Genomic DNA, 16184 nt, shown 5'->3' on the forward strand with positions numbered 1-16184 from the left:
CCTACTGCGTATCCTTGTGGTTATCCAGGGTTTCCAGCAGGGCAACCTGCATCCGCGTATGCACGCGGATGAACCAGCGCCAGAGCAACGCCGCCACCGCCGCAGCGACCACAGCGATGAGCACCAGCAACTTGTTGGTCGGTAAGATACTGGCCGACAAGGCTGCCAACAGCAGGAAGATCACCAACAGCGACAGAATGGGGATCAGCTCGGCGATCACCCGTCGCACGCGGTGGGTATGCCGTCCCGCCATTTCCGGCTTCACGCTCATCTCGGCCAACAGCATCGACAACGCCTTGAGCTTGCGATACGCCGCAATCAGAAACGGCAGCGACAACAGCAACGCCCCGCCCCAAATCAACGCTTTCTGCCAGCTTTGATCGCTGATCCAGCCTTCCAGATACCCTCCGATGCGCGCCGCGAAAAAGCTTCCCGCGAAGAAGATGGCGATCACCAGTGCCAGGTTCACCCCCACTTGCAGAAGGATCTTGCGGATCATCGCCGCCAGCATGGCGCCTTCGCCTTGAGGCTGGATACTGCGCAGCCACTCGCCATACATACCGAATACCCGGCTCATGCGCTGGGGCATCACAGCGGCAATTTTCAGTGACAGCGGGTCGGCACCACGGATCAGGTAGGGGGTGAGCAAGGTCGTGATTGCCGAAACGGCTACCGCCACCGGATACAGAAAATCGCTGGTGACCTGCAGGGTCATCCCCAGCGCCGCGATGATGAAAGAGAATTCGCCAATCTGTGACAGCCCCATGCCCACCCGCAGCGACGTGCGGCCATCGTTGCCGGCGATAAACGCGCCGAGCCCGCAAGACAGCATCTTGCCCAGCACCACGGCCACGGTAATCACCGCAATTGGCCAGGCGTACTGCAGCAGGATCTGCGGGTCGATCATCAGCCCAATGGCCACAAAGAAGATCGCACTGAACATGTCGCGAACCGGTTCGATCAGGCGCTCGATCTTAATCAGTTGGCGCGATTCGGCCATGATCGCGCCGATCAGGAACGCCCCCAGCACCATGCTGTATTCAAGCTTGACCACCAGCAGGCAGAAACCGAAACACAGGCCCAGCACGGTGATCAGCAACATCTCGTTGCTTTCGAACCTGGCGACATAAGCCAGCAGGCGCGGTACCAGCAAAATGCCAATCACCAGGGCGACAATCATGAACAGCGACAGCTTGCCCACGGTGGAAAACACCTCGCCGGAACTGACCGTGCCGCTGACGGCAATGCTCGACAGCAAGGCAATGATGCCGATCCCCAGGATGTCCTCGACGATCAGCACGCCGAATATCAGCTGGGCGAAACGCTGGTTCTTCATCTTCAGGTCATTGAGCGCCTTGACGATGATGGTGGTGGAGGAGATCGCCAGGATCGCGCCAAGGAACAGCGAATCCATGGTGTTCCAGTCGAACCACTGGCCAATCTCGTAGCCGATCCAGATCATCAGGATGATTTCCAGGAACGCCGCGATAAACGCCGTGGCGCCGACCTTGAACAGCTTGCGCAGGCTGAATTCCAGGCCCAGGCAGAACATCAGGAAGATCACCCCCAGCTCAGCCAGGGTCTTGATCGTGTCTTCATCATGAATCAGGCCGAACGGCGGCGTGTGGGGGCCGATGATGAAGCCCGCGACGATATAGCCCAGCACCACCGGCTGCTTGAGGCGATGGAACAGAATGGTGACCACCCCCGCCACCAGCATGATCACGGCCAAATCCTGGATAAAGCTGATGGCGTGCATGGCGAGGGGCTCCTTGAAATAGCTGGCGCTTTTCTCACTTCCTGCGTGCGCTAGCGCTGAAAGAAAAGTCTGCCGTGATCGTGAGAAATGCCCCGAGATGGGCTTTTGAAGGTTAACACCGCGACTTCCGCCGGAAAGCCGGTGCAATATATGGAAACAGATCGGCCCAAGCGTGACGGCAAGCCGCCCGCCGGCGTCCCGTTAAGGATGGCGCTGCAAAGACCCCAGCACCCGCAGAGGTGCCCTACCCCAACCAATGCCTACAACCCGTGAGTGTGCTATGGAACCCGGAAACGCCCAGCTGTCGATGACGGTATTGATGACCCCTGACATGGCCAACTTCTCAGGCAATGTCCATGGCGGCACGCTGCTCAAGTACCTCGACGAAGTGGCGTACGCATGCGCCAGCCGTTATGCCGGCCGCTATGTGGTCACGCTGTCGGTGGACCAGGTGATTTTCCGCGAGCCGATCCATGTCGGCGAGTTGGTGACCTTTCTCGCGTCGGTCAACTACACCGGCAACACCTCGATGGAAGTAGGCATCAAGGTAGTAACCGAGAACATTCGTGAACGCTCGGTGCGTCATACCAACAGTTGCTTTTTCACCATGGTGGCGGTGGACGACCAGCGCAAACCGGCCGCCGTACCGCCCTTGCAGCCGCAGAACAGCGAAGACAAGCGCCGCTTCGTGCAGGCCCAGCAGCGTCGGCAGATTCGACAGGAGCTGGAAAAGCGCTACCAGGAAATCAAGGCCGACGCGCCCTGATTCAAATTCTGCAAACCCAGTCAAATGTGGGAGGGGGCTTGCCCCCGATTGCGATTTATCAGCCGCCATTTCTTTGGCTGAAACACCGCTATCGGGGGCAAGCCCCCTCCCACATTGGGTTTTGTGTAGTTACAGGCTGATCGGCGTGGCTTCGAAACGCACGCGGGGGTGGGCGATACGATCCTGCGCCCGCACCAGCTCCAGTTCGTAACTGGCGCAGGCCTGGGTTTCCAGCAGCACTTCGTGCACCGCCGCTGCAGTGAACTCGAAAGCGGCCACCAGGCTATCGCCCAATAGCACCCGCGCCAGGAACAACCCCGACGTCAGGTCGCCCACGCCCACCGGCTGGCGCGGGAATGCCAGCAGCGGTCGACGCAAATGCCAGCTGCCATCGGCCGTCACCAGCAACATCTCGAAGCCGTCCGGCAATTTGCCCGGGTAATCCAGATGCTTGACCAGCACCGCCTTCGGCCCGCGCGTCAGCAAGGCCTTGGCCATCGCCAGGCAATCGAGCAGCGATTGCGGTTTGCGCCCGGCAAAGCTGTCCAGTTCCAGCTGGTTAGGGCACAGGAAATCGGCCACGGCCGCCGCCTCGTTGAGCAGGAAATCACTGACTTCCTGCGGCACGATGCAGCCCTTTTCCGGATGGCCCATCACCGGGTCGCACAGGTACATGACCTTGGGGTTGAGCGCCTTGATGCGCGCCACACCGCTTAGAATTGCACGCCCCTGGTCCGCACTGCCGAGGTAGCCCGACAGCACCGCATCGCAGTTACCCAGCTCGCCGATCGCCGCGATCCCTTCCACCAGTGCCGGAATTTGCTGCGGGGCCAGCACTTCGCCCGCCCAGTGACCATACTGTGTGTGGTTGGAGAACTGCACCGTGTTGAGCGGCCATACATTCACCCCGACCCGCTGCATGGGGAACACGGCGGCGCTGTTTCCGGCGTGGCCAAAGACCACATGAGACTGGATCGCAAGCAGATGGGGTGTACGTTTCATGCAGGAGATTTCCATAAAGCCGTTGAAATTCTGGCCGCGCAGTATGCGACTAAACGCAGCCTGTACGACAGACCGGCGACACAGTTAAGCTGCGCTCACTTTGTTGGAGTTCATGGAATGCTGACCCTGGGAAACATCTTCGTCTTGATGCTGCTGGCGACCGGCGCGGCTTGGGTCTGGCATAACCATGGCCTGCGCGAGCGGGCGCTGGAGCGGGTCAAGCAGCACTGCGCCAAGCTCGACATCGAACTGCTCGACGGCGCGGTGGCCTTGAAACGCATCGGTTTCGTGAAAGATGCCAAGGGTCGGCGACGGTTGGCCCGCGTCTACAATTTCGAGTTCACCGTGACGGGCGAGGCTCGCCACAGCGGGACCATCACCCAGTTTGGCGCCCACAGCGCGCAGATTGAACTGGCGCCCTACCCGTTCGAAGCCAAGGAGCCGCTGCCCAGCGCCGAGGTCATCGAACTGAGCCAGTGGCGCCAGGACCACGCTACCAAGAACCGTCAGTAACGGCAGGCCGCCAGTGCGGTCTGCAATGCCGCCACGTCCTGAGGCACGCTGAAGATCAGCTCGATACGAGAATCACGTCGCCATTCGCTGGGCTGCCAGACCGGCAGGCTGTTATCCACAGCGTTGGCGGACACCCAGGCATCGCGGCTGTGGATAACCAGTTTGGCGCGACGCCAGTGCAGACTTTTCAGCCACTGGTTCAAGCGCTGCTGGTCAAATTGCTGGCTCGGATGCCAGCGCCAACCGATGCTCCAGCCGCCCTCCTGAGCCTGGCTCAGGCAGATGGGCAGTGTGGGGTCGTTCCACACCGTCGGCATTGGCGCCGAACCATTGGGCACCGCAAAGTTATCCACAACCCCGCCCGCCTGAGCTTTCAAGCCAGGTAGCTGTTCAATGGGCAACTGCGCCTGGCGCGTCCAATACAGTGCGTAACCCGATAGCTGCTGCTCGATGGCCTGGCGTTGCAGCGCATCCAGCGCCTCATCCTTGTTCAATACCAGCAGGCCGGCACTGGCCAGCGCCTCCTGCTGTGCTTGCGGCAAGGGTTTGCCCGCTGCCAGACCCTGGGCGTCCAGCACCAGCACGCACGGCTGAACCGCCAGCACGCCTTGCCATGGCGCTTGACCCAATTGTTTAAGTAACTGCGCCGGATGGCCCAAGCCCGACGGCTCGATAAACAGCCGATCCGGCCTGGCCTTGCGCAATAACCGGCCCAGGCCCACCTGAAACGGCGCGCCGTTCACACAACACAGGCAGCCACCCGCCACTTCGCCCAGGGCAATGCCATCGTCATCTTGAGTGAGCAAGGCAGCGTCCAGGCCGATCTGGCCGAACTCGTTGATCAGCACCGCCCAGCGCTCGTTGGCCGGGCGTTGGGAAAGCAAGTGTTTGATCAGGCTGGTCTTGCCGGCGCCCAGGGGCCCGGCAATCACGTGAGTGGGAATGTTCTGCAGCATGGGTGGCATCATTCAGACCGTCTGGAATGCTTGATCCTACGCGTTTATGCCAGCCAATCCAGCGTGAGGATCAAGCGACGTTCATTCGCTTTCAGTGCCGGCGAGCGATGAATGAGGCCATGGTTTTCATTTCCGTGCCATTTTGTACCCTTGAGCAGCGCCACTTCACCACACAGGATCTGCTCGATGCGCTCGTTGGGTTCTGCGTCAGGCTGGCTCAACCGGCAGCGGTCCATGACGCCTTCGCGCAGCCACTGGCTGCCGACGCCGGCATAGGTGGTGATCAGCCGCACAGGTACATGGTCGACATGAAAGCGCGGGCACATGGCCTTGTCCAGCAGGCGCAAACGCAAGCCGATGCGCTTGGCGCCAAGCAGGCAGGCAAACGCGCTGACCAGCCAGGACACGTCGGCGATAAAGCCATCATAGCCTTCCAGATCGCGGCAACCGGAGGCCAGACCGTGCAGGTTCGGCGCGCTGTCTTCGCTGTCCAACTCGATGACCAACGCTTCGGCCAACGGCTCGTCGAGCGCTACCATCAGGGCGCCGAACTCGGCGATGTGCACCGGCAATTGGCGCTGCCACAGCGCCAGGTTCACGCCGTCGTCGAGGATGTCAGACAACGCCAGCGGGCTTTCGCCACGGGTCTGGCGAATCACCGGGCGCAGGGGAGTAACCGGGGCCAGCATCAGGCGGCTGCCTCTTCATACCAGGGGCCAAAGGGGTCGACCCATTGGCGCCAACCGTCGACACCCAAGGCCATTTCCGCGTCAGTGAGCAGGCACTGGTCCAGTTCGGCGCGCATCTTGGCGAAGTCGATGTTCTGCCCGATAAACACCAGTTCCTGACGGCAATCACCGGTGCTCAGTTGCCAGTTCTCCATGATCGCCGCGACGCTTTCCTGGTCTTGCGGCCACTCGTCTTTGGGCACGAAGCGCCACCAGCGCCCGGCAAAACCATGACGCATCAAACCACCGGCCTGAGACCAGCTGCCGGCATCCTGATGTTTGCTGGCCAGCCAGAAGAAGCCTTTGGAACGCAACAGCTTGCCGTTCACCCAGGGGCGGTCGATGAAGTCAAAAAACCGCTGCGGGTGAAAGGGACGGCGCGCACGGTAAGCGGTAGAGGCAATGCCATATTCTTCGGACTCCGGCACGTGTTCGCCGCGCATCTCCTGCAGCCAGCCCGGGGCCTGGGCGGCGCGGTCGAAATCAAAGCGCCCGGTATTGAGGATCTTGTCCAGCGGCACCTGGCCCATGACCATCGGGATGATCTGCGCCTGGGCGTTGAGGCGCTCAAGGATTGCCATCAGCTCTTCGCGCTCGTGGCTGCTGATCAGGTCGATCTTGCTGATCAGGATCACGTCGGCAAATTCGATCTGTTCGATCAACAGGTCGGTGATCGAGCGTTCATCCTCTTCGCCCAGGGTCTGCCCACGTGAGGCCAGGCTTTCTGCGGCCTGGTAGTCGAGCAGGAAATTCACGCCGTCGACCACCGTAACCATGGTGTCCAGGCGCGCAATGTCCGCCAGGCTCTGCTCGTTTTCATCGCGAAAGGTGAAGGTTTCGGCCACCGGCAGCGGTTCGGAGATGCCGGTGGATTCGATCAGCAGGTAATCGAACCGACCTTCCCTGGCGAGCTTGCCGACCTCTTCGAGCAAATCCTCGCGCAAGGTGCAGCAGATGCAGCCGTTGCTCATCTCCACCAGTTTTTCTTCGGCGCGATTGAGCGTGACGTCGCGCTGGACCTCACTGCCGTCGATGTTGATTTCGCTCATATCGTTGACGATCACCGCGACCCGCAGGTTTTCGCGGTTGCGCAGCACATAGTTGAGCAGCGTGCTTTTACCGGCGCCGAGAAAGCCGGACAACACGGTAACGGGTAGACGATTGGGCATCAGGTCGATCTCATCTGGCTGCCCGGTCGAGCCAGGCTTTGTTTTATGTTATAGTATAACAATACAAACAAGCCAACCCCTCTTGTTCCTGGCGACGAAGGGCGCAATGCTTGATCACCTTCCTGCCCTGAGAAACCCGATGAAACGCCTTTGCTACGTCCTGTTATTGGCAGCGGCAGGACCTGCCTGTGCGCAAACCCCAAGCCTGTTGGCCCACTGCACGCGCAGCGCCAACCTGCTGGCCTGCGTGGACCCGCTGGGCAATGCCTATAGCGTGGCGACCGTGGGCAGCACCACGTATCTGCGTGGGTTCGAGGTGGTCGGCAAACGCTACTGGGCACAGACCAACAGCCGTTATGGGCAACTGACGTTCTTTACCGGGTTGGCGTCGGATGGTGAGGCGTGGGTCGGCTACACCCGGCGCGTAGGCTGGACCACCCTCAACCGGTTCTCCAGTTCAGGCGGAGCCAGCGCCACGTTCACCTGCAGCCGAATCACCGGCTGTTAGACCTGGCCGTTCTTCTGCTCCTGCACCCAGGCCATGTAGCTGTTCATCGGCGGGTTCTTCTCGAAGTATTTTTTCAGCCCGTCGAACAAGCCATCCGCCACCGCCTGTTGATGACGCGCCGTCACCAACCGCTGGGCGTCCTGGCTGTTGGAGATAAACCCGGTCTCGACCAGGATCGACGGCACGTCCGGCGATTTGAGCACTGCGAAGCCGGCCTGTTCCACGCGTTTCTGATGCAGGCTGGTGATGTTTTGCAGGCTGCCCAATACCGAGCTGCCCAGTTGCAGGCTCGAGGCGATGGTGGCGTTCATCGACATGTCGAGAATCACCCCCGCGAGCATTGGGTCCTTGTCCTTCAGGTTGAGCAACGTCGTGGCGCCCAGCAGATCCGCGCCGTTTTCACGCTGCGCCATGAAACGTGCGGTCGCGGAAGTAGCGCCGCCCTCGGACAACGCATACACCGAGGCACCCGACGCGGTGAGCCTGGGGGCGGCGTCGGCATGTACCGAGATGAACATGTCGGCTTTGTGCTGGCGGGCGATGTCCACGCGCTTGCGTAACGGCACGAAGAAGTCATCGTTGCGCACCAGTTTTACGTCGAAGCCTTTTTCGCGCTTCAACCGCTTGGCCAGCAATTGAGCAATCGACAGCACCACGTCTTTTTCTCGCTGGCCCTTGGAGCCGATGGCGCCGGGGTCTTTGCCGCCGTGGCCTGGGTCGACCACTACAATGATGTCGCGCTTGGGGTGGGCCTTGTCCACCGGCGCGATCAATGGCGCAGGCTCGGCGGCGATCTGACGAGGCGCGCGCGTGGCGCTGCTCAGGTCAAGCACCAGGCGATGGCCCTGACCGTCCTGGGGCGGCAACAGGAAGCTGTTGAGCTGCATCGGCGCAGCCAGGTCCAGCACGATGCGGGTGTCGTTCTTGCCGAAATGACCGGAACGAATCGAGGTAATCCCGCTGTTCTTCAGCACCAACTGGGAGAAGTCGCCACTGAGCCCCGCGCCGCTCAGGTCGATGATCACGCGTTCCGGGGCGGCCAGTGAAAAGGTCTTGTATTGCACCGGGCCGCTGAGATCGAACACCAGCCGCAGCTTATCGTCCGAACGCCACAGCCGCGCATTGCGAATCTGCGTGGCGTACGCCCCCAGCGGCAAGGCGAACAAGGGGCTGACCAGCAGCAGGTTGAGGAGTTGACGTCTGTGCATGACCTATACCGCAAATAAGGGAGCGTCCCTGCTCGACGTGACTGAAGAAAGGCTGGAGCAGAAATTTCATCGTGAAAGAGATTGTTATACTATAACATGTCGAATTATTTCCAACGATGGACCTGCTTATGAATGCGCTGACTCTGCCGGATATCGCCGCGCAGGCTTCACGCCAGGCCTTGCCACTGGATTGGGTAGGCATGTGCGGCATTGCCCTGCCTGTCTTGCTCGATGGCCAACGTCTGCCCGCCACCGCCGATGCCGGCGTAAGCCTGGACGATGGCGCGGCCCGTGGCATTCATATGTCACGCCTGTACCTGGCCCTGGAAATGTTCGATCAGCAACCGCTTACGCCTGCACTTCTGCGTAATGTACTGCAGCGGTTTCTCGACACACATGAAGATTTATCTAACAACGCCTATCTGCGTATTCACACCGACCTGCTGTTGAAACGGCCTGCCCTGGTCAGCGCTTTGGACGGTTGGAAGCGTTACCCGGTGAGTATCGAGGCGCGTCTGGAAAACCAGATGTTCCACGTGGAACTAAAAATTGACGTTATTTATTCCTCAACCTGCCCTTGCTCCGCTGCCCTTGCCAGGCAGTTGATTCAGCAGCAGTTTCTCGCCGACTTCGCTAACAAACCGTTGCAGCATGCCGAGGTACTGACCTGGCTCGGCAGCGCCGACGGCATCGTTGCCACGCCCCACAGCCAGCGCAGCAGTGCGCAGTTACACGTGCAGATTCAAGGTGACGAACTGCCAATACTTGAACTGATCAACGATGCCGAAGCCGCGCTCGGCACAGCCGTGCAAACCGCGGTGAAACGTGCGGACGAACAAGCCTTCGCCCTGGCCAACGGGCAGAACCTGATGTTCTGCGAAGACGCCGCGCGCCGCCTGAACCTCGCCTTGAAACGCTCGGATGCGGTCAACGCCTTCCACCTCAAAGTGATCCACGCCGAAAGCCTGCACGCGCACGATGCCGTGGCTGAAAGCCGCTGGACGAGACCTGCCACATGATCACCTGCAACGCGTTGCGCTGGGGCGCTCCGGGCCAACCGCTCACTCCTGCCATGGATTTCACCCTGGAAAAAGGCAGCCTCACCGGCGTCATCGGCCCCAACGGCTGCGGCAAGAGCAGCCTGCTTAAAGTCATCGCCGGCCTGCAAAAGCCGCTGGCTGGGAAAGTCAGCGTCGATGTGCCACGCCGCGGCGGCCTGGCGTTCCTCCCCCAGCAACAACACTTGGATCGACAGTTTCCCATCAGCCTGCAAGAACTGGTCGCCGCCGGCTTCTGGGGCACCCGGCTCACACCGCAGCAACGCAGCGAACGCCTGCACGCCGTGCTGGAAGACTGGTGCCTCGGCGGCCTGGAGCAGCGCCCGCTGATGGCCCTGTCCGGCGGCCAACTGCAACGCGCCCTGCTCGCGCGTATGAGCTTGGCCGACTCACCGATCCTGTTGCTCGACGAACCTCACGCGGCGCTCGACGAAGAAGGTCAGGCATTGTGCTGGAAACACATTCACGCCTGGCATGACGAAGGCCGCACACTGATGGTGGTCTGCCACGACCTGGCGTCGGTGCGCCATCACGCCCCACACGTGCTGCACATCAAAAGCACGGGCTGCGCCCTGGGCCTGAGCAAAGAGCTGATCCGCCCCCAACCGCAATTGCAGGTGGCCTGATGCACTTCGCCGCGCACTTGTGGATGCCCTTTGTCGATTTCGTCTTCATGCGCCGCGCGCTGATCGGTGGCCTGGTACTCGCCTGCAGCACCGCGCCGCTGGGTGTGTTTTTGATCCTGCGACGCATGAGCCTGATTGGTGATGCCGTGGCCCACGGCATTCTGCCTGGCGCCGCCCTGGGCTTCTGGTTCGCCGGGTTGAGCCTGCCGGCGCTGACCATCGGCGGCCTGGGGGCGGGGCTGAGCATGGCCGGGCTGTCCGCCTGGATCACCCGCCGCACCGGCCTGCGTGAAGACGCCAGCCTCGCCGCCATCTACCCCATCTCCCTCGCCGCCGGCGTGTTGATCCTCGGCATCGCCGGCAAGCGTCTGGACCTGTTGCACCTGCTGTTCGGCTCCGCCCTGGCGGTGGATGAAACCACCCTCACCGGCATGCTCTGGGTCACCGGTTTCAGCCTGATCGCCATGGCGCTGATTTACAAACCGCTGCTGCTCGACACCCTCGACCCGCTGTTCCTGCAAACGGTCAGCCGCCTCGGCCCGCTGGCCCACGGGTTGTTCCTGACGCTGGTGGTGCTGAACCTGGTCATCGGCTTCCAGGCCATCGGCGCCTTGATGGTGGTGGGCTTGATGATGCTGCCGGCCATCGCTTCGCGCTTCTGGAGCCGGCGCCTGCCGGTGTTGATCGCGGTATCGGCAGTGCTGGGATGCCTGTCGGTGTGGCTGGGTTTGTTGCTGTCGTTCTATTACTCACTGCCCAGCGGCCCGGCCATCGTGCTGGTGGCGGGCGGCGGGTATTTGCTGTCCGTGGTCTTCGGTCCGGTGCACGGCTTGCTGCGCCGCCCGCCCTTGCTTACATCCCAATGAGGTGTCTCCCGATGCGCGCTCTACTCGTGCTGTTCAGTCTGCTGTTGCCGCTGTCGATGGCCCAGGCTGCCGATAAGCTCCAGGTGGTTACCAGCTTCAGTATTCTCGATGACATCACCCACCAGATCGGTGGCGACCACATCCAGATCAGCAACATGGTCGGCCCGGACGCCGACGCCCACACCTACGAACCCACCCCCGACGACGCCAAGGCGTTGCTCAAGGCAAAGCTCATCATCAAGAACGGTCTGGGCTTCGAGCCCTGGCTGGACCGCCTGGTGACCAGCACTGAAACCAAGGCCACGGTGGTCACTGCCAGCAAAGGCGTGATCTCCCACACCATGGACGAGGACGGCGAAACCATCCCTGACCCCCACGCCTGGCACAACCTGGCCAACGCCGAGATCTACGTCAACAACATCACCAAAGCGCTGGTCACCGCCGACCCGGCCAACCAGGCGGATTACCTGCGCAACAGCCAGGCCTACCTCAAGCAAATCCACCGCGTGCTGGCCGAAGCCAAGACCAAGTTCGGCGCACTGCCCGCAGGCAACCGCCGTATCGTGACCTCCCATGACGCCTTCGGTTACCTGGGCCAGGCCTATGGCATTCAGTTCCTGGCGCCTCAGGGCCTGTCCACCGAGCGTGAGCCGTCAGCCGCCGAAGTGGCCGCGCTGATCACGCAAATCCGCAAGGACAAGGTCAAGGCCGTGTTCATGGAGAACATCAAGGACTCGCGCCTGCTCAAGCAAATCGCCGACGAAAGCGGCGCGCAGATTGGCGGCACGCTCTACTCCGACGCCCTCGCCGCCGAAGGCCCGGCCAGCACCTTTATTGGGCTGTTCGAATACAACCTCAACACCCTGTGCGCGAGCTTAGGCAAACCATGATCCGCAAGAACCCTTCGGGCGATCTGCCGGTGATCGCCGAATCGGCCTACGTCGACAAAACCGCGATCATCTGCGGCAAGGTGATCATCGGCGAGAACGTATTTGTGGGCCCCTACGCCGTGATCCGCGCCGATGAAGTCAACGCCAGCGGTGCCATGGACCCGATCACCATCGGTGCCAATTCCAATATCCAGGACGGTGTGGTGATCCACTCCAAGTCCGGCGCCGCCGTGACCATCGGCGAGTTCACCTCCATCGCCCACCGCTCCATCGTCCACGGGCCCTGCACCGTGGGCGACCGCGTGTTTATCGGTTTCAACAGCGTGCTGTTCAACTGCGCGGTGGGCGACGGCTCGGTGGTGCGGCACAACTCGGTCGTGGACGGGCGCGACCTGCCCGCCGCCTTCTACGTGCCCTCCACCACGCGCATCGGGCCCACCACCGACTTGTCGCAGTTCGCGCCGGTGAGCGTCAGCGCCTCGGAGTTTTCCGAAGACGTGGCCCGCACCAATGTCGACCTGGTGCGCGGTTACAAAGCCCTGCAAAACGAGTTCTGAAGCATGAGCCGCCTATTGATTCGCAACGCCAAACTGGTCAATGAAGGCCGGGAATTCGACGCTGATGTGCTGGTGGTCAGTGGCCGCATCGAGAAGATTGCCGGCAGCATCGAACACGCAAACGAACCGGTAGAGATAGACGCCCAAGGTCAATGGTTGTTGCCTGGGATGATCGATGACCAAGTGCACTTTCGCGAACCCGGTGCGCCGGACAAAGGCAGCTTCTACAGCGAGTCCCGCGCAGCGGTGGCCGGTGGCATCACCAGCTTCATGGACATGCCCAACACCCACCCGGCCACGCTGAGCCTGGACGCCCTGGCCGATAAAAAGCGCCGCGCCGCGTTGCACTCGGTGGCCAACTACGGCTTTCACTTTGGCGTGAGTCACGCCAACCTGGACACTGTCGCGGCACTCGATCCTCGTGAAGTGGCGGGCGTAAAAGTGTTCATGGGCGCCTCCACCGGCAATATGCTGGTGGACGATCCGCAGACGCTGGAGCGCCTGTTTGCCGAGGTGCCAACGATCCTGCTGGCTCACTGCGAACACACGCCGAGCATCCAGGCCAACGAACTGCGCCTGCGTGAACGCTTCGGCGAGCGCATCCCTGCCGTGGCCCATGCGCTGATCCGCGATGCCCAGGCGTGCTATCGCTCCTCATCGCTGGCCGTGGCATTGGCCAAGCGCCATGGCACGCGCTTGCACGTGTTGCACCTGACCAGCGCGCGGGAGTTGGCCCTGTTCGAAGACAAGCCGCTGACGCAAAAGCACATCACCGCCGAAGTCTGCCTGCACCACCTGCTGTTCGATGACCGCGACTACCAGCGCCTTGGCCACCAGATCAAATGCAATCCGGCGATCAAGACCCGCGCCGACCGCGACGCGCTGCGCCTGGCTTTATTGAGTGATCGTCTGGATGTGATTGGCAGTGACCATGCGCCGCATACCTGGGCACAAAAGCAGTTGGACTATCGCCAGGCGCCGGCCGGTCTGCCCTTGGTGCAACATGCGTTGCCGGCGTTGCTGGAACTGGTGGCAGACGGGCTGCTGCCGCTGACCACGCTGGTGGCCAAAACCAGTCATCGCGTCGCCGACCTGTTTGCGATTCCGGACAGAGGTTATCTACGCGAGGGGTATTGGGCCGACCTGGTGCTGATCAAGCCCGAGCCTGCCGGCAAACCCGTGAGCAGCCAACCGATCCTGGCCCGTTGCGGCTGGACGCCTTTTGCCGAGCGCAGCTTTCGCCACAGCGTCAGCACTACCCTGGTGACGGGCCACCTGGCGTGGCACAACGGCCAGGTGGTCGACAGCTGCCAGGGCCTGCCCCTGCACTTCTTGCGTTAAGCGCGGGGCTTGACGGTACCGCAGTCGTTACCCAGCCACTGCGCGTGGGTGTCCAGGCTGCCCTTTTGCTGGATGCCGGTGGCATTGAAGGTGCCGTTGACAGTGGTGGTGAATTCCTTCTGGCTCTGGAAGGTCGCCACGCCCGTGCCTTGGGCTTTCGGGCAGCTGAAGCGGAATTTCCACTGGTTGCCGGTCTTGTCGGTCACTTCCTGTTTGCAACCCGATTGCGGGTCAGTCAGGGGAATGGAATCGGAGGCGACCTGGGCTGGCGTGAGGCACACCTGCACGCCTTTACCGGCCATGGTGATGCCCTGTTTTTCCAGCATGGCGCGCTGTTCAGGGGTCATCTGTTGCTTGAGCTGACCCAGGATCAGCGACAAGTCCGGCAGGTCCTGGTTGTCGACTTTCATATTGCTCGTAGTCAGTTCCCACAAGCCCGGCGCCAACATCTGCGCGTGTGCCGCCAGCGGCAGCGACAAACCAACAACCATGGACAAACAGAGCAGACGAGCATTCATCGGGTAACTCCTGGGCAATAGTGGGCGTTAGACGCCGCAAAGCCGCCAGTGTTGCACGGCAAATAAAATAGCGACATTCAGGGTGGAACATGGTCTGTTACGCATTGGACTGCCCGGAGTAATGTCGTTCATGGATTTTTTTGGCCCGCACCTGCTCGCCTACTTCATTGCCACGCTGCATTTTCTCGGGAGCCTCGCCGCCATCCATGCGGTACTGACCGTCAGAACCGCCCAAGGCTCGATTGCCTGGGCGCTGTCGCTGATGTTCATGCCTTATCTCACGCTGATTCCCTACCTGATTTTTGGTCGCAGCACCTTCGATGCCTACATCCAGGCGCGGCGCCAGGCCAACCAGGAAATGCACAGGGCCATCGCCGAATTGAACTGGCGCCCGTGGGTCGAGGAAGCGCTGGCCGCGCGCAACTCCAGTGCCTACGCCTCGTTGCGCGCCATGCCCAAACTGGGCCGCATGCCGTGCCTTGCCAATAACCAGGTGCAGTTGCTGATCAATGGCGATGCCACCTTCAGCGCCATCTTCGAAGCCATCGGCAACGCGGAAACCGCCGTGCTGTTCCAGTTTTTCATCATTCACGACGATGACCTCGGCCGCCAACTGCACCGGTTGCTCAGCGCAAAAGCGGCCGAAGGCGTGGACATCTACGTGCTCTACGACCGCATCGGCAGCCACGCCCTGCCCCATCACTACGTGCAATCGCTGCGCGACGCCGGGGTCAAGGTCAAAGCCTTCGCCACCCGCAGCGGCTGGTTGAACCGCTTCCAGGTCAACTTCCGCAACCACCGCAAGATCGTGGTGGTGGACGGCATTACCGGGTTCGTTGGCGGGCATAACGTGGGTGATGAGTACCTGGGCAAGAAACCGCCGTTGGCGCCGTGGCGCGATACACACGTACAGGTCACCGGCCCGGTGGTCGCGTGCTTGCAGGAGTCGTTCGCCGAGGATTGGTTCTGGGCTGCGCGGGAACTGCCGCCGCTGATCCTGCCGGACGCTTACCCGGAAGACGGCGTGCTCTGCCAATTGCTCGCCAGCGGCCCGGCGGACCCGTATGAAACCTGCTCGCTGTTTTTTGTCGAGGCCATTCACGCCGCGACCGAACGCGTGTGGATCACCAGCCCGTATTTCATCCCCGACGAAGCGGTGTTTGCCGCCCTGCGCCTGGCCGTGCTGCGCGGCGTGGACGTGCGTGTTCTGCTGCCCTCGCGACCGGACCACCGCATCGTGTATGCCGCCTCCAGCCTCTATGCCATCGAAGCGGTACGCGCCGGCGTGCGGGTGTTCCGCTACACGCCCGGGTTTGTGCACCAAAAAGTGGTGTTGGTGGACAGCGAAATCAGCGCCATCGGCAGCGCCAACATGGACAACCGTTCATTCCGGCTGAATTTTGAAGTGATGTTGCTGACGGTCGACGAGGCCTTCGCCAAGCAGGTGGAGCAGATGCTGCTGGACGACTTCGCCCTGGCCCATGAAGTGAGCCAGGAAGAAAGCCGCGAAACCCGGCGCCTGCAGCAGCTGGGCATGCGCGTGGCGCGCTTGATCTCACCGATTCTCTAACAGACGGCAAGCCCTTGCTTCACTGTAGGAGCGAGCTTGCTCGCGAAAAACGTCCAGGCAACGCGTTCATCCTGAATAAACTCGCAACCCAGAGTTCTTCGCGAGCAAGCTCGCTCCTACAAAAAGCAGGGCGAGCCTCCTCTCTCATC

At 61.6% G+C, this 16184-nt stretch carries 17 protein-coding genes; 10 read left to right on the forward strand and 7 right to left on the reverse strand.

Annotated features, from left to right (window positions below):
* Position 1 precedes the first annotated feature (1 nt).
* Complete coding sequence (locus SC318_RS26620; RefSeq protein ID WP_320429087.1) at positions 2-1759, reverse strand: cation:proton antiporter; 1758 nt, start codon at positions 1757-1759, stop codon at positions 2-4.
* A gap of 280 nt (positions 1760-2039) precedes the next feature.
* Between SC318_RS26620 and SC318_RS26625 the strand changes: the two genes are divergently transcribed.
* Entirely contained in the window at positions 2040-2525 is a 486-nt protein-coding gene (locus SC318_RS26625; protein ID WP_053258732.1) for an acyl-CoA thioesterase, read from the forward strand.
* A gap of 129 nt (positions 2526-2654) precedes the next feature.
* Here the strand turns inward: SC318_RS26625 and pdxY are convergent, their stop codons facing one another.
* Positions 2655-3527: a pyridoxal kinase PdxY gene (gene pdxY, locus SC318_RS26630; protein WP_306490939.1), complete on the reverse strand. Its 873-nt coding sequence runs from the start codon at positions 3525-3527 to the stop codon at positions 2655-2657.
* A 117-nt stretch (positions 3528-3644) separates the two neighbouring features.
* Between pdxY and SC318_RS26635 the strand changes: the two genes are divergently transcribed.
* Entirely contained in the window at positions 3645-4040 is a 396-nt protein-coding gene (locus tag SC318_RS26635) for a DUF3301 domain-containing protein (protein WP_124388834.1), read from the forward strand.
* On the opposite strand, the gene SC318_RS26640 is transcribed toward SC318_RS26635, so the two are convergent.
* From SC318_RS26640 to zigA, 3 genes are read right to left on the reverse strand one after another with little or no spacing between them, the layout of a single operon-like run.
* Positions 4034-4996, reverse strand: coding sequence for a CobW family GTP-binding protein (locus tag SC318_RS26640; protein ID WP_320429088.1), 963 nt, complete (start codon positions 4994-4996; stop codon positions 4034-4036). The two genes, SC318_RS26635 and SC318_RS26640, sit on opposite strands and share 7 nt — an antisense overlap.
* Positions 4997-5040: 44 nt before the next feature.
* Positions 5041-5685, reverse strand: a complete 645-nt coding sequence (locus tag SC318_RS26645) for a DUF1826 domain-containing protein (RefSeq protein ID WP_320429089.1) — start codon at positions 5683-5685, stop codon at positions 5041-5043.
* Positions 5685-6893, reverse strand: coding sequence for a zinc metallochaperone GTPase ZigA (gene zigA, locus SC318_RS26650; RefSeq protein WP_320429090.1), 1209 nt, complete (start codon positions 6891-6893; stop codon positions 5685-5687). The genes SC318_RS26645 and zigA overlap by 1 nt, the downstream gene beginning before the upstream one ends.
* A gap of 139 nt (positions 6894-7032) precedes the next feature.
* Between zigA and SC318_RS26655 the strand changes: the two genes are divergently transcribed.
* A complete protein-coding gene (locus SC318_RS26655) occupies positions 7033-7401 on the forward strand; it encodes a glutamine synthetase (protein ID WP_320429091.1) in 369 nt (122 codons plus the stop codon).
* Here the strand turns inward: SC318_RS26655 and SC318_RS26660 are convergent.
* Positions 7398-8609 carry an N-acetylmuramoyl-L-alanine amidase gene (locus tag SC318_RS26660; protein WP_320429092.1) on the reverse strand — a complete coding sequence of 404 codons (1212 nt, stop codon included), beginning with the start codon at positions 8607-8609 and terminating at the stop codon, positions 7398-7400. The two genes, SC318_RS26655 and SC318_RS26660, sit on opposite strands and share 4 nt — an antisense overlap.
* A gap of 128 nt (positions 8610-8737) precedes the next feature.
* On the opposite strand from SC318_RS26660, the gene folE2 reads away from it, so the two are divergent.
* Genes folE2 through SC318_RS26690 form a run of 6 tightly spaced genes read left to right on the forward strand, consistent with a single transcriptional unit; the run spans position 8738 to position 13947 of the window.
* Positions 8738-9628, forward strand: coding sequence for a GTP cyclohydrolase FolE2 (gene folE2, locus SC318_RS26665; RefSeq protein ID WP_320429093.1), 891 nt, complete (start codon positions 8738-8740; stop codon positions 9626-9628).
* Positions 9625-10293, forward strand: a complete 669-nt coding sequence (locus SC318_RS26670; protein ID WP_320429094.1) for a metal ABC transporter ATP-binding protein — start codon at positions 9625-9627, stop codon at positions 10291-10293. The genes folE2 and SC318_RS26670 overlap by 4 nt, the downstream gene beginning before the upstream one ends.
* Complete coding sequence (locus SC318_RS26675; RefSeq protein WP_300633454.1) at positions 10293-11159, forward strand: metal ABC transporter permease; 867 nt, start codon at positions 10293-10295, stop codon at positions 11157-11159. Before SC318_RS26670 ends, SC318_RS26675 begins: the two co-directional genes overlap by 1 nt.
* Positions 11160-11170: 11 nt before the next feature.
* Positions 11171-12049: a metal ABC transporter substrate-binding protein gene (locus tag SC318_RS26680; RefSeq protein WP_320429095.1), complete on the forward strand. Its 879-nt coding sequence runs from the start codon at positions 11171-11173 to the stop codon at positions 12047-12049.
* Positions 12046-12606: a gamma carbonic anhydrase family protein gene (locus SC318_RS26685; protein ID WP_306490949.1), complete on the forward strand. Its 561-nt coding sequence runs from the start codon at positions 12046-12048 to the stop codon at positions 12604-12606. Before SC318_RS26680 ends, SC318_RS26685 begins: the two co-directional genes overlap by 4 nt.
* 3 nt (positions 12607-12609) lie before the next feature.
* On the forward strand, positions 12610-13947 hold the full coding sequence (locus SC318_RS26690; RefSeq protein ID WP_320429096.1) for a dihydroorotase: 1338 nt from the start codon (positions 12610-12612) through the stop codon (positions 13945-13947).
* Here the strand turns inward: SC318_RS26690 and SC318_RS26695 are convergent.
* Positions 13944-14465: a DUF3617 domain-containing protein gene (locus SC318_RS26695; protein ID WP_320429097.1), complete on the reverse strand. Its 522-nt coding sequence runs from the start codon at positions 14463-14465 to the stop codon at positions 13944-13946. The two genes, SC318_RS26690 and SC318_RS26695, sit on opposite strands and share 4 nt — an antisense overlap.
* 130 nt (positions 14466-14595) lie before the next feature.
* Between SC318_RS26695 and cls the strand changes: the two genes are divergently transcribed.
* Positions 14596-16035 (forward strand): cardiolipin synthase, encoded by a 1440-nt coding sequence (gene cls, locus SC318_RS26700; RefSeq protein ID WP_320429098.1) that lies wholly within the window; start codon positions 14596-14598, stop codon positions 16033-16035.
* Positions 16036-16184 lie beyond the last annotated feature (149 nt).

The sequence above is a fragment of the Pseudomonas sp. MUP55 genome, assembly GCF_034043515.1.
In the GTDB taxonomy this organism is placed as follows: domain Bacteria; phylum Pseudomonadota; class Gammaproteobacteria; order Pseudomonadales; family Pseudomonadaceae; genus Aquipseudomonas.